The organism is Marinobacter halodurans (genome assembly GCF_004327985.1).
GTDB lineage: Bacteria > Pseudomonadota > Gammaproteobacteria > Pseudomonadales > Oleiphilaceae > Marinobacter_A > Marinobacter_A halodurans.
Genome location: NZ_SJDL01000013.1, coordinates 87177 through 111253 on the forward strand (window position 1 = coordinate 87177; position 24077 = coordinate 111253).

A 24077-nucleotide genomic window follows, 5' to 3' on the forward strand; every position below is an offset into this window, starting at 1 on the left:
CTTGAAACTCAACTGCGATCTCGGCGAAAGCTTCGGCACCTGGACCATGGGTAATGACGAAGCGGTCATGCCCCTGATCGACATGGCCAACGTCGCCTGCGGGTTTCATGCCTCCGACCCGGACATCATGGTCAGGACAGTGCGCCTGGCCATGAGCTACGGTGTCGCGATCGGCGCCCATCCCGCCTATGCCGACCTGCAGGGTTTCGGTCGCCGCTCGATCCCCCACACCGCCGAACAGATCCACGCCCTGATCTGGTACCAGGTCGGCGCGCTCGACGGCATCTGCCAGGCCGTCGGCCAGCGGGTGGCTTACGTCAAACCCCACGGGGCCCTCAACAATGACATGATGAAAGACCCGGCCATCCTCGAAGCGGTCCTGAAGGCAGTACACGATTACAGCCCCGACCTGCCCCTGATGATTCCCACAACGCGCCTGCATGGGGAGCACCGGGCGCTCGCCGCACAACACCAGGTTCCGCTCTGGCTGGAAGCCTTTGCCGACCGCGCCTACGACAACGAAGGCCAGCTGGTGTCGCGGCGACAGCCCGGCGCCGTCCACCACGATACCGACACGATCGTCGCCCAGGCCCGCAGCTTCGCCGAACAGGGCGGCGTCCGGAGTGTGGAAGGGCAGTGGCTTGACCTGCCTGCGGACAGCCTCTGCGTGCACGGCGACAACCCGGAATCCGTGGCCGCTGTGAAGGCGATACGCGAGGCGCTGGGAAAAGCCGCGTGAGCATTGAGCCCGTCTCCGAAGACAGCGTGCTGATCCGTTTTGGCGACCAGCTGGATGAGCAGTTAACACCCCGGATCCTGGCCGCCCAGGCACGGATTGCCTCGCAACTCGGTGACTGGATCATCGACCAGGTGCCCGCCTACACCACGTTGCTGGTGGTCTATGACCTGCACAAGGTGGATTTCCGGCGGGTGGTCGCTGGGATCGAACCCATCCTTGCAGGGATCGACGAAGGGACGTCTGCACCTCGCGACAAGGGCCGCCTGATCGAGCTACCGGTTTACTACCACCCCGAGGTCGGCCTGGACCTCGAGGCCGTGGCCGAACGGGCCGGCCTGACCATCGAGGACGTCATCGTCCGGCACAGCGCCACGACGTACCGGGTGTTCGCCATGGGCTTCGCCCCCGGCTTCGGCTTCATGGGGACGGTTGATCCGTCCATCGCCACACCCCGCAAGTCCACGCCGCGCCAGCGCGTACCCGCGGGGAGCGTCGGCATTGCCAACCAGCAGACCGCGGTTTACCCCTCGGTGTCGCCCGGCGGCTGGAACATCATTGGCCGCTGCCCCACCCAGCTGTTTTCACTGGAGCGCCTGTCGCTGCTCCAGGCGGGCGATCGGGTCGCCTTCAGGGCCATATCCCGTGACGAGTTCGTCGACCAGGGAGGTGAGCTGTGAGCGGCCTGGAAGTCCACGACACCGGCCTGCGCGCCACACTCCAGGACGAGGGCCGCCGCCACGGCCAACACCTGGGACTGGCGGTGGGTGGCGCCGCCGACCTGCATGCGTTCCGCTGGGCCAACAAACTGCTGGACAATCCCCGTACCAGCGCCTGCCTGGAAGTCCTGATGGGCGGATTCAGCGCCGAGGCCACCGGCACGATGAGCATCGCCGTCACCGGTGCGGCAAGTCGCCTGTTCATCAACGATCGCCGCCAGTCGCTCTGGCGCACGCATACTTTACACGCTGGCGACACCATCAGCCTGGAACCCCCGTCCAACGGCCTGCTCAACTACATTGCGGTGCCTGGCGGCTGGCAGGGCAACGAGCTATGCCAAAGCCGATCCATGACGCCCCGGGAAGGCTTGCCGGGCCTGACCGTCATCGAACCGGACCAGTTGATCGAAGCGACCTCATCAGACGTCGCCCCGGAACGGCATGTCCCCCAACCGTTCCTGCCGGACTACGCCGCCCCGCTGACCCTGAACGTGATTCCGGGGTATCAACACACGGCTTTCAGTCATGATGCCCGCCGTACATTGACCACCAGACCCTATACCGTCACCCAGCAGATCGATCGCATGGGCTACCGCCTGTCCGGCGCCGCGATCAAAGCCCCGGACATGACCCTACTGTCCGAAGGCATCGCCCTCGGCGCCCTCCAGATCCCGACCGATGGCCAGCCCATCGTCCTGCTCAACGACCGCCAGACCATGGGCGGCTACCCCAAGATCGGGACAGTGGCGGCATTGGATTGCAGTCGACTTTGCCAGCGCAAACCGGATACGGAAGTCCGTTTCCGGTTTGCGGAGCTGGCCAACGTGCAGTGTGAGCGGGTGGTGTTTGAGGCGTTTTTTGGGAGGACGGAGTGGGCAGACAGCCGTACCCTGCGCTGGCGTTAACCATTCATGGACCGACGATCACCCGCCACATCGGTATCGCTGGGGAATTTGGCCCCGCTTCCCGGCAATGTCCTCTTGACGCGCCATCAGGATGCGAAGGTCCCTTAAACTGTCCGAAAAACTGAAGACAGCCTGGTATTTCGAGGCAAGATCATCCGCTTGGTCATCAAAACCGACCAGTAGGATTTTTGAGCTATCGCCTGTCGTTATCAATATATCCTGAAGTACTTTCTGGAGGTTTTCTTCACGACTCCGTGTCGTTCTATCGCTCAATCGGCGGAGCGCTTCGATTTTCTCCAGAGTGGACTTGTCGCTTGTATTGACGATCAACCTGAGATCGTCGCTGGCCATAGATGCCGAAAACTCTTCGCTGGAAACCCTGTTCAGCTCATTGATGGCATCCGGTTGCCCCACCAATGAACGACCGGAGGCCACCCAACCCGCCAGGCCGTATCTCAGGATGCTGAGCGTTTTCACACCGGCTTGCTCGGCCCTGGCACAAAGTTCCGCCATGGCATCGGTCTGGAATCCTTTATCGACGACCAGCAGCCGCTGGTGTTTCAGCAAGTTGCTGTGGAGCAGTTCGTTTGGACTCAGGTTAACCGAACTCGCGATATGCGCCGCCTTGAAGTCATCGGTCGGGCGCACATCGACAATCAGGTCCGCCTCGGCGGTTTCTGGATCCAGCGACACGAAACATTGGGAGCTCCGCTCCCTCCCTGGCCAATCAGGCTGAATCCCCAACTGGGCCAGATAGGATTTCTCGGCCCGGCATTCACCGGAATAACCCTGGGCCATCGCCGTGAGGGACCAGGCGGAAAGGACACCCATAAAACAAACCGGCAACAGATTGGCCAGTCGAACGCCCGGCTTCATTTACAGATACTCCGAAAGGGAAGGCAATCAATAACCAGGTTCATCCGATTTCGCCAAATTGTACTTGCCAGTGAAAAAGCCAAACTCTACCCCGCAATTCCATGTCACTGTTCGTCAACGGCCTTCAGGCGCAACAAGCATCAGGCCGTTGGATCGTCGCCAATGCTGTGCCTTGTCATATCCGAGGAACAAGGACGGCCCTGACCCGCGTGCCGTCCCCATGCCCTCAAACTACTCAGAGACAGGTAGTGCACCGATATCCCAGTTGCCAACCCTCGCTTCACCCGTCGCGTAGAAATCAAACCCAAAGTCTGGATAGGCACTTAAGTCCACCCCCTGGCCCTGTGCGGCTGTGTCTTCTGGAGCCAAGCGGTAGTCACCATTAGGTGCATCGACAAACTGGACGGTCCGGGATCGGAAATCTTCATCCGGGCTGCTGCCATCCGCACTGACATTGTTTCCAGTGACATTCCAAAAATCCTGCCATGAGGTAAGGTCCTTGAATTGATTCCCGATGGCGAGATTGTTCAGAACGGTAGTGTTTCTATTCTCAACACGCAGACCATAACCGTTTCCAATCAGCGTGTTATTGAAAACAAAAGCAGGGCCGGCGATGTATATGCCATGGTTTGTATAGCTGCCGGTAAATCCACTGATGATGTTGTTCCTCAACACATAGGTCGCGTTGGGATCGCTTGCAGAGATACCCGTCGACGAACTGGGTTCGAGCGTCATTTCGCCTTTAATAATCAAGTTGTCGATCGTAATGACCGACCCACTCACCTGACGGTCTATGTCCACGCCATACGCATAGTTGTACCCCTTGTTCCGGATAACAATTTCACCACCTTCACCCTTGATATGGACAAACGGCGCACGGATAAAAAGAGCTCGGGGATAGTCACCAACTCCCGAAACGTCAAGGCGATACCCCTTTTCCAATACAATCGTGAGAGGAAACTCTTTCGTGCTCAGAGTATGGAAGATGGTCACCGGTTCATGATCGACAACGCCTGAAGTCGCCCGCACCCGTATAAGCAGCGGGTGATCATGTGCACTAGGCTCACCCATCATGGCTTCCCACAAACTGTGATAGTCCACATCGGCTTCAGGGTTCGTATCCACCGTGACGAGCCTCGCGCCTCCCGATCCCGATGGAGACACCACAATCACAAAGGTCTGTTTGGCGAGCCCACCCTTGCCGTCGGTGACCTGCAACTCAACCGGGAACTCGCCGACCTGGTCGCTCGTCGGTGTCCAGGTGATTTCGCCCAGGCCCGGATCAATCGACATCCCGTTGGGCTTCTGGACCAGGCTATAGGTGAGGATGTCATTGTCGTGATCGCTCGCCTGAACGATGTAGTTGTAGTCCGCTTCCTCGTCAACCTGCGTCACAGGCAAGCTATCAATGAATGGCGGCCAGTTGGAAACAGCGCCAACCGAGAATGCACCAACCGACCAATCGTTCCCTCGATCATTTCCTAGCGCATCGACATGGAAGGGATAGGATCCCGCACTGCTCAGGTTCACCCCCTGTGAGACAGCCGCTTCATCCCAGGGGGCCAGTTGATAGTTGCCAGCGTCGGCATCAACAAATTCAACGGTTCGTGAACGGAAGTCCGGATCCGGACTCGTATCATCCGAACTTATGTTGTTTCCCGTGACCGTCCAGGTGTACCCCCAGGAACCGTAATCAACAGCACTGTTGTCGACCGACAGATTGTTGCGCACTGTCGCTTCGGAGGTCTCAATACGAAGCCCGTAGCGGTTACCCACAAAGGTATTGTTGTCAATGAAGGCCGTTCCGGACACATAAACACCGGCATTTTGATAGCTGCCCCCAAAGCCAGTCACCAGATTATTTCGAACGATGTAAGTGGCATTTTCGTCACTTAACCGAAGGCCGGCACCACTCTTGGGACTACCGGTGATATCACCTTCAATCCTGAGACTCTCCAGTCGAATGATCGAACCCGCAGCCTGCCCGCTGACCTGGATGGCGTCGACAAAGTCATTGCCGCTATTACTGACACGGATCCGGCCACCCTCGCCCCTCAACGTGACATTGGACTCGCGAAGATTGATGGCATAGCCGTATTTCTGAACCGATGCATCCAGCAAATAGCCGTCTTCGAAGATGATGGTCAGACGGTTTTCCGCCGTCGGATTGATGGCAACGATATCAACAGGTGCTGTATCGGCGAGTCCCGATGTTGCCCTCGCCCTGATAATCAGGGGCTGTGTCAGGTCGCGGGATTCACCGGCTATGGCAGCCGCCAGGCTGTTATAGTCCGCCCCACTGTCCGGGTTGGTATCAACGATCACAACGTGCGCATTGGGTTGATCTTCCGGCGCAACGTTTACGCGGATTGTCTGCCGTGCAACACCGCCGCCCTGATCAACCACCTCGACGACAATCGCCAGCGTACCCTGCTGATCAGCACCCGGCGTCCATTGCACCAGCCCCGTCTGCGGATCCACCGTCACGCCCTCTGGCCCATCCACCAACCGGTACGTGAACGTGTCACCTTCCCGACCGCTGGCCTGGATCTGGTAGGTGTAGGCCTGGCCTTCCACCGCCGTGTAGTCCGGTTCCGATGTCACCGTGGGCGCACTCGCCTCGATTGCCCAGGCCAGGGCCTCCGGGTGTGGCGTGATGGCGGTGTCAGCTTCGACGATGAGATCGGCGGCGCTCCAGACGCTCTCGCCCCCGTTGACCGTCCCGAACGCAATTGGGTAACCGGAGGTGGGTGTCAGACCACTGTCGGTGAGGTTCGTCGCCGTGGCCGTGGCGCTGTTCACGCCCAGCCCCAGGTTGCGCAGCTGTACCTGGTAACGGTACTGGCTCGTACCGCCGCCCAGGTCGGTTTGGCCCTGCAGGGCGAAGCCGCACAGGAACAGGCTCTGATCCGTAGGCTCGTTGTCCCGGTTGGTGATCGGCGCGTCCGGCGTCACGATGCCGTTGAAGCGGATGTCGTCGCTCACCGCCGGGGCGATTTGCAGGTAGTAAGGGCTGTCGCCGTCGACGTCGCAGTCGTCCACGCCGGCCACGCGGACCGTCTGGGGTGTGGACCAGTTGTCCGGGGTGAACTCCAGGTAGGCCGGGTCGTTCAGCAGGATGCCTTCGCCGCTGTCGGAGACCGACAGGTTGAGCAACACGGTGGTGCCCTGCTCCGGGGCGTGGTCCAGGGCCACCTGGAAGGTGGCGTCCTGGGTGCCCTGTTCGTTGGTGATGGCGTCGCCGTCGGCGGTGACGGTGACCGCCACTTCCGGGGCCAGCTTGCGCACGATGCAGCAGTTCTCGACCGTCACCGGGGTGGTGCCGTCGTCGATGACCGCCTTGAGCACGTAGTCCCCGACGGGCATCAGGCTGAGGTTCCAGTCGAAGCGGTCGGCTTCGCCGTCGGGGTCCTCCTCTATCCCGTCGGCGATCAGGGTGTCGTTGGCGTAGAGGCGGATGCTGGCGTTGCTGTCCGGGTCCTGGTCCACCCACTGGACGGGGATGCTGCCGCCGTAGACGGCGATGGACTCACTGGGCGTGACGAAGCTGAACGTGGGGGCGTCGTCGATCCCGTCCTTGTTGGTAAAGAACCGGTGCTCGCCGCTCCAGGCACTGCCGGCGCCCTTGGCGTCGACGGTACGCGCCCGCCAGTAGTACGTCTGGTGGTTGGCCACGGCCGCCGGTACAGTCCACTCGGTGGTGGCGCTGTTGACCTGCTGGATCCGGTCGCTGAGGCCCGCATCGCTGTAGAGCTCGAAGGTGTAGGTGACGGTGTCGCCGTCCGGGTCGGTGACCGGATGCACCGATAGGGTCGGGGTCAGCACTTCCACCCAGGCGGTGTCGGCCGGGTTGGCCAGGGTTGGGGTCTCCGGCGGTCGGTTGTCGCTCTTGACCTGGAACTGGCCGGTGGTCCAGGCGCTCTCGGCGCTGCCGTCGGACGCCTTGGCGCGCCAGTAGTAGGTCTGGCCCTTGACCAGACCGGAGACGGACCAGCTCGTGGTTGTGGTGCCTTCCTCGACCGTGCCCGAGGTCTGCAGGGCGGCGCTGTCGAAGGTGTTGACGGTGTCGAGCTGGAAGGCGTAGGTGACGCCCTGGCGCTCGGGGTCCTGGCTGTTCTCGACGGTCAGATCGGTGGCCGTGTCCGGGATCACGGCGTTGACGGCCGGGGCCACGAGGGCCGGCGCCGGCGGGGCCAGGTTGGAGGTGGAGACGATAAAGCTGGCCGGCTCGCCCACGGTGGTGGCGCCATGCTCGTCGGTGGCGATGGCGATCCAGTAGTACAGCTGGCCGTTGAGCAGCGGCGTGGAGACGGTCCACTGGGTCTGGCCCTGACCGCCCTGCGCGAGGCCGGCGACCCGGGCGACCGGGTTGCTGAAGGTCGTGTCGGTCTCGTCGTACACCTCAAAGGTGTAGGTGATGGCGTCCTCGTCGATGTCGGCGCTGTTGTTGACCACCAGCGTCGGGGTCTCGGTGTCCACCAGGGTCTGGTTGGCCGGCTTGCTGAGGGTGAAGGCCGCGGGAGCGTCGTTCTGGGTGTTGACGAAGAAGCGACCGTCCACCCACTCGCTGGCGCCGCTTGCGGTGCGGGCGTTGACCCGCCAGTAGTAACGCTGGTTGTCCTGCAGGGTGGCGCCCCCCAGGGTGCTGCTGTCGAGCACGACTTCGGTGGTGTCCACGCCTTCGGCCACGGAGCCGATCTCGGCCACCGGCTGGGTCAGGCTCTCGTTGCTGTAGAGTTCGAAGGTGTAGGTGACATTGCCCCGGGCGCTGTTGTCGCCGTTGACCACCCGCAGGGTGGGCGTCAGCGAGGTGACTTCGGCGCCGTAGGCTGGTATATCCAACTGCGGCGCCGCCGGGGCGGCTTCCTTGACGGTCGGGTCGCTGTCCCGGTTGAACTCTTCCAGGTCGGTGACGCCGTCACCGTCGGTGTCTTCGGTGCCGTCGTGGGACAGGTCACCAAAGTGCTCCCGCTCCCAGTCGTCGTTCATGCCGTCGCCGTCGGTGTCGTCGTTGGGGAAGACAACGACCTCGGCGGCGCGGGAGGCGGTCAGTTCGCCATCGCTGGCCATGAACTGGAGCGTGTAGCTGCCGGCCTGGCCAACGGCCGGGAACCAGCTGAACACGCCCTCGCCGTTGCCCTTGTCCTGGAAGCTGGCGCCGGCCGGCAATCCCGTGGCGGACAGCGCCGGAACGGCGCCGTCGGGATCGCTGGCCTGGACCAGGAAGCCCACCTGGCCGGTCTCGTAGGTGGTGTAGTTGGCGATGTACTGCAGCACCGGCGGGGCATTGACCTGGGCCTGGCCGCCGAACGTGAGCGTGTAGCTCTCCGCGGCGGCGGTGTCGAAGAGGTTGAGATAATGATCGAAGTGGATCTTGTCGTCCTGCAGGGTCTTGGACAGCCAGTAGTTGGCCGGATCCAGGGCGCTGCCATCCGCGCGAGTGACGGCGCTGAGCACCTGGTCGCCCTGGTACGGGTCGGCCAGCTTGATGTGCACGGCCCCGCCGGGCGGGGTGACGGTCAGGGTGCGGTTGATACCGTTGCCCGAGTCACTGCCGCCGCCCAGGCTGCCGTCGATGCGGGTGACGGCCAGGCAGTCGGTGCAGTTGAGCAGGTCCAGGCCGGTGTGCTCGGACTCGTACAGCAGCGTGGTGGCGCCGTCGAGCGCCAGGAAGTCGCGCACGTGGTCACGCCCGGGCAGGTCCACCCGCACGTCGTGCAGCAGGAAATGGGTGTTCACCGCGTCGACCAGGGAGGTCAGTTCCCCGCCGTACTCGTCGGCGTGGGTAAAGCGGGCGTCGAAGTCGGTGAACTTGCCCGTCAGCGAGGTCTCCATGATCCAGCGGCCGGTGGTGTTGCTGTGGGACGGGATGTCGCCAAAGTCGGTCAGCAGGGTCTTCTGGGCCGGGGCGTCGTCGACGAAGCTGCCGGTGATCAGGAAGTCCACCAGCAGGTTGTGTTCGTTCTCGATGATCTTGGGCTGGGCAGACTGGATCTTGACCGCATGGGCGGTGCCGCTGCCGGTGTTGGCCACCCGCACCCCCAGGTTATACGGTTCGACCGGCTCGACCTCGTCGGTGAACGGGTTGTCGCCGTTAACCTCGTTGGGCAGGAAGTAGTCCAGGGTCAGGTTCGGCTGGGGCTTGACGACGATGGTGTCCGGCGCCACCTCGATGGTCTGGCTCTCGCCGCCGTAGGTGAAGGACAGGGTCGCGCCGACGTAGTAAAGCTGCCCTTCACTACCCTCGCCGCCGGCGCCGACGGTGGGCACGATCAGCCAGCGCAGCTCGGCCACCTCGGCCGGGTCGATCTGGCCGTCGGTGATGGCGCCGTTATCGCCCTGCGTCACGGAAGCGATGTGCTGGGAGGCGTCCAGGTCGATAAAGAAGGCGGCCGACTCGTTGCTGGAATCCGACGAAGCCAGCACGCTGTTGCCGTCGCTGTCCTCGAACTGGATGTTGACCTTCACGTTCTCCAGCGCCATCGAGTCCAGACTGTTGGTGATGCGCATCGTGGCCTCGAAGGCCTGGCGTTCCAGGGTCAGCTCCTGCGCAATCTGGATCTTGACCACCGCGCACAGGGACTCTTCGGCGGCAGCGGCGTGAGCGGACAAAAGCACCATCCCTGTGAGCACCCAACCGCTCAACTTCAACATCCATTTCATTTAAATCCATTCCTATTCTGAAGCATTTTAAATGCAAACAATCCCAAACCTATGGCTTTTGAATGAAAACTTCCTAAAACACTTAACAATTAATCCAAAGACCACAAATAAAATTGTGCCACTACACTCTCTATGTTTGATCGGCTAAGCGCAGCAGCCGATAATCAAAATCAACGACTAATACAGCGCCTTCTTTGATTGCTTTTTTTATTTCACCTTCAAGAAACTCAGTCGGCTGGCCCGATGTTTCCAGAAACTGCTCAATTCGATTTAAATCAAATATCTCATAGTCTCCAACAGCCCTTCTAACATCGACCTCTAAGCCATCTTTTTTCCTTATAAATAGCAATCCAGATCCGTGCTTAAAAAAATGCCACTCGTCATCACCGACAGCAATTAGTCCACTTCTAGGAAAATCAAGTAAAAACTTAAGGTCACGGCAGTCAGGATAAGCTCTAAAGAAAGCAACTAACAAAGAGCTTTGTAAGACCAAAAAATCGTGTATTTGTTTGATCAAGTTACTCATAAAGCATAGCCTCTGCTGCTTCTCTTAATAATTGCTCCGCTTCTGCTTCGCTGGCCTTGTGAATGCGAATTGGAACTTCGTTGATCTTTTCTCTTGCCGCGGCCTGAGCCCGATGATGTCCATCAAGTATTATCTTCTTTCCTCCCCCTACATCGGCAACGTCTATAGGTTCTTGGTTATACTCGCCCGCTTTGCGATATTTTTTTCGATAACTATTTACCCTTGACTCAGACATTTCTGCTGGAGTCTGTCTTCCAATAAGCTCTTTGGGATTAGCCGAATCGTTGTCGGGACAAGTATTATGAACCCAGACCGCCGCCTCACCCACGAAGTAACTGTGGTAATCCGCCACACTGAAGTTGTACGTCGGTGACGCCTTCTCCTCCTGTTCCAACGACACCACCCGCAGGGAGCCCCCGCCACGGGTTTCTACCTGATCACCCGGCTTGAGATTCTCGACCCGCGTCCAGGACCGGCCGGCCAGCCAGAAGGGATGGTTCGGCGTCACGCGCACCACCGTTTCCGTGTCGTCGTCATCGGCGAGGGTCAGTCGGAGCACCGTATTCGGCGGGTTCTCCACCAGTGCCACCACCGGCTTGAGCGCCACGTCGCCGGTCACGTCCTGCTTGGCCCAGACCTGGTCGCCGACCTTAACCTCTTCGATCGGCTTGGCGCCCTCGGCGGTTTGCACCAGGGTGCCCGCCACGAAGCATTTGCAGGGGGACGACGCGCGCTTGGCCGCCGCCTGTTCTTTCAGTGCCCGCTGTTCGGCCCGGGCCGATCGTTTAGCCTTGAGCAGCCAGCCCAGCTTAGGCAAGCCTTTAAGGAGGAGGCCTCCAACACCGATCCCAGGGGTAAAGATCTCCCCAACACCGTGAGTGAACCGGTAGATCCCCGAGCAGTAGTCCACCCCCCCGTTGATCCCCAGTCTTTCCCGCACGCCCCGGGTGCCGCCGCCGATGCCCGGCACCCAGTCCGGTATAATGCCGGTAACGCCGTCCACCGTCCCCACCACACCATCAACAAACCCCTGCGGCAGGGGGATGGGATTGCCGTGCTCATCCTTCGGCGCGATCAGGTCGAACACCATGTCAGAGAAGCGACGACCTTGCAGCCCATAGGGATCGATGGCCATCAACGGACTGAGCCGCGCATAGGCATAGCGGTTCAACCCGCCACCCAACCCAAGCGGGTCCGCCTGGATATAACGGCCCAGCGCCGGGTCGTAGTCCCGCATGTAGTTGTGGTGCAGCCCCGTCTCGGCATCGTAGTACTGCCCGGACAGGCGCAGGTTGTTGGTGACTGTTTCCACCTCCGGATACGCCTGCCCGAAGGCGTCGTAGCGCGCTTTCCACACCACAGCGCCGTTGCCCTGGATCAGTGTCAGGGGCCGGCCCAGGTGGTCGGTCTGGTAGTAGTAGGTGTTCCCGCCCTGGCGCATGAACAGCGGATCGGTCATCCAGGAACTGCCCGGCAGGTACTGGTACTCGCGGATCAGGCTGCCGTCGGCCCGGTACTCGGCCGACAGGCCGTTCATGGTGTACAGGAAGTAGGTGCGCACGCCCCCCACGTCCTTCCAGATCCGGTGGCCCAGCGGGTTATAGCCGTACTTGGCGATCACACCGCCGGCCCCGTCCTCGACCCGCACCAGGCGTTCGTCGGCGTTGTAGACGTATACCCGGTCCGGCGACTGGCCGGTCGGGTCGCTGCCCTGGCTGCGCAGGTTGCCGTTGGCGTCGTACTGGTAATAGGTGTCGCCCTGGCGGGTCAGCTGGTTGCCGTCGTTGTAGATCAGCGTGGTGGTGCCGTCGGTGCCCTCGGTGTGGCCGGTGCGGTTGCCGCTGGCGTCGTAGTCGAAGGTCTCGTCCCGGCGTTGCGGGTAGTCGGCTCCGGTCAGCCGGTTCAGGGTGTCGTAGGTGTACTGGTAGTCGCCGTGATCCGTCTGCTGGCTGGTGATGTTGCCCACCAGGTCGTAGCCGTAGGCGACCTCCATGAGCGCCGTCTGGGCCGGGTCCTGGAGGGTGTTGCTCGTCATGTGCATGACGCCGTTGTAGCGACGCTCGATGCGGGAGCCGCCCGGCAGGGTGATGGTCTGGGGCTGGGTCCACTGGTAGTCCCCGATGCCGATGGCCCCCACGTCGGGGATGGTGACAGAGGCCGGCTGGCCGGCGGCGTTGTACCCGTACTGGTAGGTCACCCCTTCCGGTGTGGTGTAGCTGGTCAGGACGCCATCGGCGTTGTAGCCGTAGCTGAACGTCTTGGTGAAGGGGCCGTAATCGGTGGTCACGCTCGCCAACTGGCCCAGCTCGGTGTAGGTGTAGGTGGCGGCGGTCTCGCCGTCGTCGTAGCCGGCCACCAGGCCGAGATCGTTGTAGGTAAAGGCAACGGTTTTGGCCGGCGTGGTGTCGCCCGGGGCGGCGTAGACCTCGACGGCGGTGAGCTGGTCGGCGTCGTCGTAGGTGTAGACCCGTTTCTGGCCGTCGGGTGAGACGGTTTCCTTGAGGTTGCCGTTACCGTCGTAGGCGTATTCACGGCGCTGTTCGACGCCGTCCGCGCTGTAGATCTCAGCGGTCAGGAAGCCGTTGTTGTCGTATTCCATCCGGACGGCGCGGTTCTCCGGATCCTGGACCTGCACCAGGTTGTTGGCGTAGTCCCAGGTGAAGCGGGTGATCCCGCCGGCGGCATCGATCAGTTGGGTGACGCGGCCCAGTTCATCGTACCGGTATTCCACCGACCGGTTATCGGCGCTGATCTTGCGGACCAGCTGGCCGAGGATGTCGTACTCGAAGCGCTGGGTAGAGCTGGTGCCATCGAACTGGGTGGTAATGGCACTGACCAGTTGCTGGTTGTTGTACTCGTAGGACTGGGTGAAGGTGGGGAACGTCGCCTTCTGCAGCACCAGTTTGTCGTAGGTGTAGGCGATGCGGTTGCCCGCCCCGTCCACGGTTTCCAGGGGCTGGCCCAGGGCGTTGTAGCGTTCACGGATTTTCTCGGTACCGGCCGAGGTGCCGGTCAGTTCCCGCCGGCTGGCGTCGTAGTGCCGTTGGGCCTGCTGGCCGAGGGCGTCCTCGACCTGTGTCCACTGGTCCCGGGCATCATGGCCGTAGGTGGTCTTGCTGTCGTTCGGGGCCACTTCGCTGATGCGGTTACCGACCTTGTCGTAGCTGTAGCGGGTCACCCGGCCCAGCGGGTCGGTCTCCGTCAGCAGGTTGCCGGCTGCATCGTAGGTGTAGGTGTAGAGCGTGTCCCGCGGCGTGGTCATCGTCAGGACATTGCCCATGACGTCGTAGGTGTAGGTGGTCTCGTACCCCTCACCATCGACCCAGCGGATGCGGTTGCCCCGGTCATCGAAGTAGGACGCCCGTTCGATGCTCTGCCCGCCGGGCCCGCTGACGCGTACGGTGGTGCTGTCCTCGGTATGGGTGTAGTCGATATGGCGCTCGACGGCGGTGCCGATGGCCTGATCGCTGTCGATCAGGCGACCGGCATCATCGTAGGCGAACTGGAAGGTGGTCCCGGCCGGGTTGGTCAGTTGCGTGAGGTAGTCGTACTGGCTGCTGAACTGCCGGGTAGTGATCGCCCCGTCGGCGTATTCGGTTTTCAGGGGGTTGCCCCACCGGTCCTCGTGGGTGATGGTGGTGCGCCCGCTTTCATCCACCTCGCGGCGGATCAGTTCCTTCCAGTTGTAATAGACGGTGTTGTACAGCTCCCCGTCGATGCTCATGGAGGAGACTTTCTTTTCCTCCGTCGCCGGCAGGGGCTGGCTGCCGGCGGCTGCGCCGATCTGGGCCTGGAGGTACAGACCCTGCGGATCGCCGTTCCAGGTTTTCTGTTCGGTGACGCTACCGTCTTCGCCCTTGACCGTGAAGTCGTAGTACTCGCTGCCGTTTTCCTCGACGTAGCCGTAATTGTAGACGGTGCTGGCCCCGTCGGGATGGACGATCTCGACCACCCGGTCTTCGCTGTAGTTGTAGGTGGTGGCCTGGAGCTTGGGATCGATACGGCGGTAGAGCCGGCCCTTGTCGTCGTACTCGTAGGTCCAGTCGTAACCGAGCACGTCGGTCACGCCGGTGAGCCGTTCACCGGTGTAGTGGTAGGTCACCTCGCGACCGCTGTAGTCCGTGACCGTGGCCACGCGGGCGGAGTCGCCCACGTAGCCCAGTGTCATCAGGGTCCGGTCCTGCTTGTCGCTGACAGTGGCGATCCGGCCATGGGCGTCCCGGCCAAGGACGTAATAGTTGTTCTCGGCATCACCGTACCGTTGGACATGGCCGTTGGTGTCGTAGTCGATCCAGTCGCCCTGACGGTTGTGCCAGGTAAAGCCGTCGGTGGTCGCTTCCAGGTAGGTGCCCCGGTAGCCGAAGCGCGGTTGGCCGGTGACCCGCGGGAAGGTGGCGTCCTGCCGGCTGATGGCCGCCCATTTGTCATAGTGAGGGCCGGTTTCGTCGATCTCGCTCTCCGCCCCCTTGGACTGGAACGTCAGGTCTTGCCAACGCGCGTTCCAGATCCAGCCGGCCTCCGGGGTATAGACGCGCGTCTGGCGCACCGGTACGCCTTTGGCCTGGACCCAGAGATCCATTTCCTGCAACCGGAACGCGCCGGTGTGGTAGGGCTGCTCTTCCATTCGGATGACGCCCGGTGTCGCCCAAGCCAAACTGGAGACGGCCAACCAGATCCCTACCGCAAGCGCGAACTGCAATCCCTTCATGATGCTTCCGTTACTGCTGTTGTCCTTAACGAGCCCGGCCGTGGCCGGGATCCCTGTGTTTTCCTGTGCCTTCCCGGCGGTCCGGGACGACACCTTCGTGCGGGTCGGGCGCCTCATCAGTAGCCCCCTTCCGTGCCGGCCTTGCCGCCGCAGTTATCACCGCTGCCGTCGCTGCCCGGGCAGAAGGACTCGGCGGTACCGATCGAGGTGGTCGGGGCCGGACTGTAGTTAGTGCCGCCGCCACCGCCGCCGGCGTAACCGCCGGTGAAGATACCGCCACCGCCGCTTCCGCCGCTGCTGCTGCAAGAGGTGCCCGAAATGGCATTCCAGACCATCCGCGCCGCGCTGTGGAGGACGCTGCCGGCGGCACATTGGGCCGAGTAGTTGCAGACCGCCTCATAGTTGCGCCGCAGACAACCAGAACCGCCATCGCCAGGGTTGAAGTCCTTCAGCGCCACGATCCGGTAAGGCACCCGCACCACCTGGTTGGGCCGGACCACGTCCGGGATATCGCCCAGGTACTCAAAGCGGGCGTAGTCGTCGCCGCTCGGCAGGTTCGCCGCTACGTCGTACGCCTCGAGCGCGCCGTGGTTGGTGAGGGTGAACTCGCCCTGGTAGACATCACCCTTCTCCATCATCGGCAGGTTGACCGACATGGGGTCGAACAGGATCACCGGGGCCGGGACGTTGGTCTCATAGGTGGCATCCAGCACCACTTCGTAACGGTCCTCGAGGGTGATTTCCTTGACCGAGAACTCGACGTTGATCAGGGCGTTCATCAGGAACACCTCTTCGGTCGCGGTCACACCCGGTTTGACCCACAGGTGGCCGGTGACGGCATCGTGGTCGAACGCCGAGGCCCGGTAGGTGTAGCGGCCGGCCGGGAGGTCTTCCAGCAGGGCTTCCCCATTGGCGTCGGTGGTCTTGGTGTAGGTCTCGCTCAGGACGTTCTCGTTCTGCAGCTTGACCTTGACGTTGGCCAGGCCCGGGATCGGCGTGCCGTCATCCCCCGGTGTCGCGGTGTAGATGTCGGACGCGTGGATGAACACGTCGCCCTCGCCGGACTGGGTGACGGCTACGGAGACCGGGACGGTGAAGGTGTCGAAGTTGTCGCTCTCTACTTTGATGCGGAACACGTAGTTGCCTTCCGGCACACTGTCGTCCGGCTCGACGGCCACCTGGATGCCCTGGCCGCTGTCGACCGGCAGGCTGCCGAGCTGGCTCGCCGTCAGCAGCTTGAACCAGTCCGGGGCAGCCCCGTCCTCGCCGTCGGTCAGGGACAGGCGCACGTTCTCGGCCGCGGCCACGCCGGTGTTCTGCAGGGACAGGCTTTCCTGCTGCGACTGCCCCAGGCTGACGCCGGTCTCGATCACGGACGGCTGGGCCTGCAGGACCGGTTTGGCGGCGGTCAGGTAGTAGTGCACGGTGACCGTGTCCAGCGGTGCGCTGCGGTTGTCGGCCATGACGTTGAAGCGCAGGGTGCCCTCGTCAGCCGCCAGGGCCGAGCCGCTGAACGTCAGGTTCAGGTAGGCCTGCTGGTTGGCGCCGATATCCCGGGCCGCGCCCACGTCGTACTGCAGGCCCTCGGGCAGCGGCAGCGGGTCGCCGTTGGCGTCCTGGGCGTTCTGGTATACCAGCCGGACGCGGCTCAGGTCAGTGGCGTAGCCCGACTTGACCTTCACCTTGAGGGTGTAGTCGTAATTGCGCGGCACGGTGATCTTGGCCTGGGTGGGCGAGACACCCGCCCCTTCGACGATGAACTGGCCGTCTTCCGGGCGCTCCAGCATGTCCGGGTGCAGGACGGAGACGCGATAGTCCCCGGACTCGGACAGGCCCGGCTCGAAGGTGTAGCTGAAGGCACCGCTGGCGTCGGTGTACACCGGGAAGCTGCGTTCGAAGCCGCGCACGGTCAGCACCAGGGTCAGCGGGACGTTGCCCAGCGGCTGGTCGGTGGCCCGGTCCAGGGCCTGGCCGCTGATGTCGACGCTGTCCCCGGCGAACACGGTCTGCGGGGTGATGGCCGTCAGGGCCCCGTAGTACGGGGTCTCTTCCAGGGAGGCCGGCTGCTTCGCCTGGGTGCCGGCGATCTGGACGAACGTGTCCCGGCCGGTGTGGTAGCGGAAGTGGTCGATCTCCAGGGTCACCCGGATGTCGTCCGGGGCGGTGCCCGGCACCCGCAGTTCAATCGGGTCGGACAGGTAGGTCTCACCCGGGCCTACCCGGGCGACGGTTTCGCCGCTGGCCACGGTGATGACGTGGCCGGTCACCTGCTGGACCGGCTGGACGGCCAGGACGTTGCCGTCGGCGTCTTCCAGGCGCAGGCGGACTTCCGACGAGGCCTGGTCGCCGTCGTTGCGGGCCATCAGGATTTCCGTTTCCACCTCGGAGGGGTTCTCGATGCGCAGACGGGCTTCACCGGTGGCCCCGCGAACCAGGTGCTCCAGTTCCAGGCCGGCCACCAGGCCGGACTGCCCGACCGGGGTCTCGGCCAGTTGCTGGATGGTGACGGACTCCCCAGCCTGGGGTTCCAGCACGATCTGGATGTCCAGCGATGCCAGGCTCGGCAAGCCGTCGTAGCCGCCGATGATCACCGGTACGTCGGTATAGCTGCCCGGGTCGACCGCGAACCGTTCGGACCAGTGCACCCGCGGCTGGCCCTCGTCCATGACGATGACCTTGAGGCGGGCCTGGACCACGGGCTGTTCGCCGGTGTTGGTCACCCGGAACGGCACCCGGTTCATCACGCCCCGCTGCAGGGCATCGGTGCGCTCCGGTTCGGCCAACGCCACTTGCAGGGCCGGCAGGGTCAGTTCATGGGCGATGCTCTGGACGCCATTGCTGTCCACCGCCTTGACGCTGTAGCGGCGGTCGGCTGGCGCACCGTGGGTCGGCGTGCCGCCGTTGTAGGTGGTGTCCTCGAACGTCGGCGCCGTCAGTGGTTCTTCGTTGAGCGGCACCGGTTCACCGTCAGTGACACGGTAGATGTTGTACTGCACCGAGGACGGCCGACTGTGATCCCAGGTCAGCACCGGCAGACCGGCGTCGGACAGGTGGATGCCCAGGTCGCTGACCGGCAGCAGGTCCACGTTGACGTAATCGCTGTTGGACGGCAGGGACTCGTTGCCCGCCTCGTCCACGGCGGTCACCACATACAGGTGCTCGGTGGCCGACGGGCGCTTGTCAAGGGCGATCAGTTCCGGGATGTCGGTCTGGTTAGGGGTGACGTCCGTCAGGTCCGGGTTCTCGGTACCTTCCGGCAGGTCCAGACGGTAAAGGTTGTAGCTCAGTGCGCCGTCCGCGACTTCGTCTGCCGGCGGCTGCCAGCGGCCAACGACGCCAGCCCCGTTCAGCTCCAGCGCGAACGCCACCGGCGCGCTTGGCGGCGTAGCATCCGCCGAGACGGACACCGGTTCGCTCTGGGCGCTCTCGTTGGTCTGGCCGTTCTTGGCGCGGATGCTGGTGATGGCGTACTGATAGACGCCGTCTCCGGCCACCAGCGTGGCGTCGTCCACGAAGCGCATCTGGGCCGGGTTATCCAGCGTCTCGGCTTCAAGCAGCTCGCTGTCGGTGGGCGACTGGCGATAGAGCCGATACTGCGCGGCACCGTCCACCGGGTTCCAGGTCAGTTCCACCTCGCCGCCGGGCAGGGCCCGGGCATTCAGGCCGCTGGGGCTGTCCACCGGCGGCAGGTCGCCCTGGTACACCTGGAAGCGCGACGGGCCATCGATGCCAGTCGCCTTATTGCCCAGGTCGTCGGTGGCGCTGTAGGCGAACGTCAGGATCTCGGCGGTATCCTGGCCGCTGTCATCCCGACCGGCATCGGCCGGCAGGCGGAAGTCGCTGGTGTAGACCGGCGCCCCGGGCGTCGAGGCGGCGGCATCCAACGTCAGCGGCAGGCCTGACTCGTAGCCGGCGACCACATCGCTGTCCGAGGCACCTTCGATCGACGGGATCAGTACCGGCTGGGTGCCGTCCGCCGGCGTGTCATTCAGCGCCAGGGTCACCTGTACGGCCTGCCCTTGCCCGCCCTCATCCAGAGTGTTGCGGATCGGGGCGCTCGGGGCCAGCGTCAGGGCGGTGGCCTGGGGACCGTCGGTGTCGATGACGATGACGCTGCCGTCGTCCACCTCGGTGCCGCGATTGCCCACCTGGTCGTGGGCAGACAGCACGGCGTAGGCAGTGCCGGAGATGGCCGTCTCGGTCAGGGTAAAGCTACCGGTGTAGACCAGCGGGTCGTTGTAGTCCGGCTGCAGGTCGACCACCTGTGGGATGCCGCCGCTTACGGTGAGCGCCAGGTACGGGGTGTTCCGCAGGGCTTCGCTGAAGGTCACGGTGACGTTGACCTGCCCCGGTCCGAACCGGTTGCCGTCGGCGTCATAGGCTCCCATCGGGGTGTACTCGATGTGGGTGGCGTGCGGTGGTGTGCTGTCCGCCTCGGCCTCGGCGATCGGTGACGGTACACTTTCGGTACCAGGCACATTGACCGAGACGACGCGGTAATAATAAGTGCCGTCGGACTCCGGTAGATCGCGGTAGGTGCTGCCTGTTAACGGGCTAGCCGTCAGGGGGGTGGCTTCCGCAGTCGCGGTGAAGGGCTCATCCGAACGATAAACCAGGAAGCCGGCAACGCGGTCGTCGTCCGGCGCGCCCCAGGCCAGGTTGATCTCGCCCAGTTCGCGGCCAGTGGCGCTCAGGCCGGTCGGCGCATCCGGTACCGATGTGTCCCGCACGATCGTGCGTTCGGCACTGGCGTCGCCATACACCATCCGCGAAGCGTAGGCCGCGGTGGCGGACAACACGTTCGCGCCCTCCTCCAGCGGTACGCTGACGCTGAAGCGGCCATCGCTGCCCGCCTGGACAGGCTCGGCCAGCGGCTGGCCGTTGACGGTCACGGCCACCAGGGTGTTCGCCTCGCTTTGGCCGGTAACGGTTTCGGTCTCGGCGTTGGTCTGGTAGCCGTCTGCCGGGCTCAGGAAGGCCGGCGCCGGTGGCGTCGCCAGGCTGACCTGCAGCGGCACGCTGATCGTGGTGTCGTTACCGATGGAGTCGCTGACCACCGCTTGCAGCGTGTAGGTCCCATCCGCCAAGGCCTGAAGGTCCAGCGCCACGTTGAACGCTGGCGTGCCGGTCAGCGAAGTGCCCAGCGCCTGGCCGTCCAGGCTGAACACGGCCTTCGCCAGGCCGGACTCGTCCTCGGCAACCAGATTCAGGATGCCGCTGTGGGTGACGGTGCCGCCACCGGTCAGCTCCACTTCCGTGCCGTCCTGCTGCATATAGAACAGGCGCGTCACGTCCGGGCCGTCCTGATCCTCTTCCGGGGTCAGGGTGATCGGCGCCACATCGGGGCTCTCACCGCCGGACAGGTTTACGGCGGTGACCGCCACATAATACGGCGTGTCGTTCTCAAGGCCCGCTACTGACGAACTGCGCGACGACGCGCTTACCACCCGGCTTGGGCTCATGCCTGCCACCGAGCTGAACGGCTCCGGTGAGACGTAGAGGCGGTACTCGTGCACCAGGTTGGCTGGTTGCGAGGCACTCCAGTTGACCTGGACCCGGCCGGCCAGGCCTTCGCCGGTCAGGTCCGTGGGGTTGGCCAGCAGGGTGACGCCCTGGTCCTGCAACGGGGACGTCTCGTTGCCATCGTTGTCATAGGCCACAACATGCAACGGGTGCTTCGTCGCCGGTTCCAGGCCTGTCAGTTCGTATCTCACTCGACCGTTCTGGACCGTGGCGTCCGTCACGGGAATGTCGATTGCCGTCGTATTGCCCGACGATCCAACGGTGACCCGATACCCCGCCAAATCGCCGTCGGAATTGTCGGACGCCCCCCAGCTCAATGACAATGTACTGCTGGTGGGCTCCACGGCGAGACCCGAGATGGCATCGGGCGGAACAACATCCACAGGCGTCAGCGATTTACTGTCGACGGCGGTCATTTCCAACCCACCCTCATCGCGTGCCGTTACCGCGACATACACCGTTGCACCACGCGACAGGCCAGCGAGCTTGTAATGCTGGGTTCCTGCCGGGATGCCCTCGGCGTATGGCGTCAGTGCCTCGGTCGACTCAAACGGCGATGGGCTGAGGTACACACGATACTCGGCAATATCATTGCCATTCTCGAATTCGTCGTACCCGGACCAGGTCAGTTGGATGCTGGTGCCGTCTCCATTCTCATCCGCCGAGACGGTCACCGGACCCGGCGCTTCACTGTTGTAGGCGATACTCGCACTGATGGCTGGGCCGGTGTTGCCGGCTTGATCACGCTGGGCGAAGGTTAGCTCGTTGGTACCTTCTTCCAGGGCCACTTGGTAATTCCAGTCCGTGCCGCTGCCCGAAGCGTTAACCGGTGCGCCATTGACCAGGATGGTGGCACCCGCCTCCCGGGTACCGCTGAAACGATGAGCATTGATATTCGTCAGCGTCGGATAGTCGTCAAGCGTGACGACATCCGGGGATTGGGTATCGACTGTGAAGGTATAGCTGTGGACACCGCCACCCGACGGCGAGGCGTTGCCACGCCGATCCTCGATCCGTGCCTTGAGCGCGTACTGGCCATCGACAAGCGGCGCCGAAGGAACAATGGCAATATGATCATCCGCCAATGTCACGCTCACGGGTACGGACTGCCCGTCCCTCTCAAGGCGGATTTCGGAGGCGTCGAGATCAATGCCGGTACCCGACTCCGAGACGGACAGGTTGATCTGGTCAGGGGGGGACGGCAGATAGCCACTGACATCGACGCCACTCACGTCCGGTGCCATGGAATCCACATTGACGGATACGATCAAGGGATCGCTCTGAACGCCGGCTTCGTTAACACCGTAGATCTCGATGGCGTTGTCGCCCTCTTCCAGCGCGACGTCTACGGCCCAACTACCCGACCCGAGCGCCAGGGCTTTCTGACCATTGACCCATACGGACAGCGGCTCATCACCACGCTCCCCGACGAGCTGGATGGAACGGTTGCTGGATTCAATGGTGCTTAAGGCATCATGAGAGGTCAGCGTCAGCGCATCCGGGCGATTGGCGTCAACGACAAAGCTGTACTGATAGACGTCGCTGGCCGTTCCGGTCTCGCCATCGCCATTCTGGTCCATGCCATGGCCATCCAGGCTTTGAATATCCGGGCCAATGGAAATGGAGTAATTGCCTTCCGCAAGAGGCTCTGAGAGCACCAGTCGATAATCGACTTTTGTCAGTTGGACGATGTCAGCGATGAACGGAAGGGGCTCATTACTATTAGAGTCAACAGCAATGTCGTCGGATGTCAGCGAGGCCAGATCGAGTTCATTGGAAACACGGACATCGATGCTTTGGATCTGGCCTACCTTCGCCGCCAGTGAGGTGGAAACGATTTTTATCGGGCCCGAGACTTGCTCGACAACAACGGTACCGTCCTCACCTTGGCTCCCATTGTAATCGCCGCCTTTAGCAGACAGATGTGCTTCAAGGTCATTCGTCAGGGATGTCTTGTAATAGAGCGCCAGTCGACCACCACCACCATCGCCCCGATATCTACTTCGGCCGCCGTTGGCGGTTACTTGTCCGGATTCACCCATTTGAATTGAACCGGTTTTAATCCAGACAGAACCACCGGCACCACCACCGTAGTTATAGCTGGTGCCATTGCTATCAATCGATCCATTTATCTCCATGGAGGAAGCGACAATCTTGATTGCGCCGCCGCCCCTGACCACGGTGCTACCGTAGAATGCGCCAGTTCCCTGTGTCGCCGGTTCATCCGCATTGCCGTATACATCGAGAGGTTGGCTACCACTATAGGCGCCACCAAGACCACCATGTGACCCTCCAACCTGAGACGGCTGGTCTTCACCAGGTAAGAGCCCTTTGCCCGAGGCAGTCAGCCGTCCATCTTCATCGATTACAAGTTCGCTAACCTCGAGGGATAAATTGCCCCCTGTGCCGGTCTCCTGATCGAAAGGAGCTACCTGTAATAAACCATCGGCTCCAATCTCAAGCCGATCATACTGATAGTTCCCTGCTGGCAGCGTCATTGTGTAACCCGTTACCTCCAGGTCAGCTCCCTCCGGCCGGTTCCAAGTCCCCGTATAGTCGAAGGTGCTGCCCTGGAAGGCGTAGCTGCCCGTCACCGTCAGGCCATGGCTGGCCTGCTCCCAGCGACTGCCGTTGGCCATCGTCAACGTGTCGACCGTCAGATCGCCGGCCTGGTGCAGGGTGCTGCCATCCAGGCTCACCTGGGTGGCCGTATCCGCCGCCAGGGTAATGTCGCTGTTGTTGCTCGCCTCAAGCTGCGGTACCTCCGGCACCGTCAGCTCCAGGGTCGCATTGTCCACTACCAGCTTTGGCACCCAGGCTACGTCCAGCTTCACCTTCGCGTTACTGATCCGGATTTCATCGATCCCATCCGGTAGGCTGCTGATCTCGGTCCAGTTGCCGTTGCGATAGCGGTTGTGGACGATCAGAACTCGTTCGCCACTGCCTTTGTCTTCCAGTAGGACCGTCCCGGCTCCACCAGCATAGTCAGTATCGTACCGACCATTGCCGTCGGCTGAGGTGATCGACGTCAGGTCGCCATCCAGCGTGGTGTACTGCACGTGCACACGACCGCCGCCCCCAGCACCATAATGCCCATACCCTCCTTTAGCGCCAATGGCAGCCGTTCCCGAGACCTGCAATGTGCCCGCATCGATCCAGACCGAGCCCCCGGCTCCCGAGCCATAGCGCTGTCCAATACCATGACTGCTGATCTGGCCAGACAGGTCCAGGACATCGGCCTGGATCTTCAGGGCCCCGCCACCGCGGACGGTATCGCTGCGACGGCCGCCGTATCCCAGAGTGACCGGCTCGGCAATCGAGCCATAACCCGCTAACGATGAGCTGTTACTGTAGTTACCGCCTCGTCCTCCGTGACTGCCTCCGACATACCGGGGCTGGCCGTCCGCTAACTGGTAGCCCG

The 24077-nt window shown here is 62.7% G+C and carries 8 protein-coding genes; 3 read left to right on the top strand and 5 right to left on the bottom strand.

The genetic code is table 11. From position 1 onward, the window contains the following. Window position 1: 1 nt before the first annotated feature. From EZI54_RS10465 to EZI54_RS10475, 3 genes are read left to right on the top strand one after another with little or no spacing between them, the layout of a single operon-like run. Window positions 2–739, top strand: a complete 738-nt coding sequence (locus EZI54_RS10465) for a 5-oxoprolinase subunit PxpA (RefSeq protein WP_131481723.1) — start codon at window positions 2–4, stop codon at window positions 737–739. Then, on the top strand, window positions 736–1416 hold the full coding sequence (pxpB, locus tag EZI54_RS10470) for a 5-oxoprolinase subunit PxpB (RefSeq protein WP_131481725.1): 681 nt from the start codon (window positions 736–738) through the stop codon (window positions 1414–1416). The genes EZI54_RS10465 and pxpB overlap by 4 nt, the downstream gene beginning before the upstream one ends. Continuing rightward, a complete protein-coding gene (locus EZI54_RS10475; RefSeq protein ID WP_131481727.1) occupies window positions 1413–2360 on the top strand; it encodes a 5-oxoprolinase subunit C family protein in 948 nt (315 codons plus the stop codon). The genes pxpB and EZI54_RS10475 overlap by 4 nt, the downstream gene beginning before the upstream one ends. 18 nt (window positions 2361–2378) lie before the next feature. On the opposite strand, the gene EZI54_RS10480 is transcribed toward EZI54_RS10475, so the two are convergent. The 5 genes from EZI54_RS10480 to EZI54_RS10500 all read right to left on the bottom strand — a co-directional run bounded on the left by EZI54_RS10480 (window position 2379) and on the right by EZI54_RS10500 (window position 23715). After that, window positions 2379–3236 (bottom strand): rhodanese-like domain-containing protein, encoded by an 858-nt coding sequence (locus EZI54_RS10480; RefSeq protein ID WP_131481729.1) that lies wholly within the window; start codon window positions 3234–3236, stop codon window positions 2379–2381. Window positions 3237–3467: 231 nt separating this feature from the next. Further along, on the bottom strand, window positions 3468–9899 hold the full coding sequence (locus EZI54_RS10485; protein ID WP_131481731.1) for a putative Ig domain-containing protein: 6432 nt from the start codon (window positions 9897–9899) through the stop codon (window positions 3468–3470). A 130-nt stretch (window positions 9900–10029) separates the two neighbouring features. After that, entirely contained in the window at window positions 10030–10425 is a 396-nt protein-coding gene (locus EZI54_RS10490; protein ID WP_131481733.1) for a DUF6896 domain-containing protein, read from the bottom strand. Beyond that, entirely contained in the window at window positions 10418–15133 is a 4716-nt protein-coding gene (locus EZI54_RS10495) for a polymorphic toxin-type HINT domain-containing protein (RefSeq protein WP_165495730.1), read from the bottom strand. Before EZI54_RS10495 ends, EZI54_RS10490 begins: the two co-directional genes overlap by 8 nt. 116 nt (window positions 15134–15249) lie before the next feature. Continuing rightward, window positions 15250–23715, bottom strand: a complete 8466-nt coding sequence (locus EZI54_RS10500) for a fibronectin type III domain-containing protein (protein ID WP_207389193.1) — start codon at window positions 23713–23715, stop codon at window positions 15250–15252. Window positions 23716–24077: the final 362 nt, after the last annotated feature.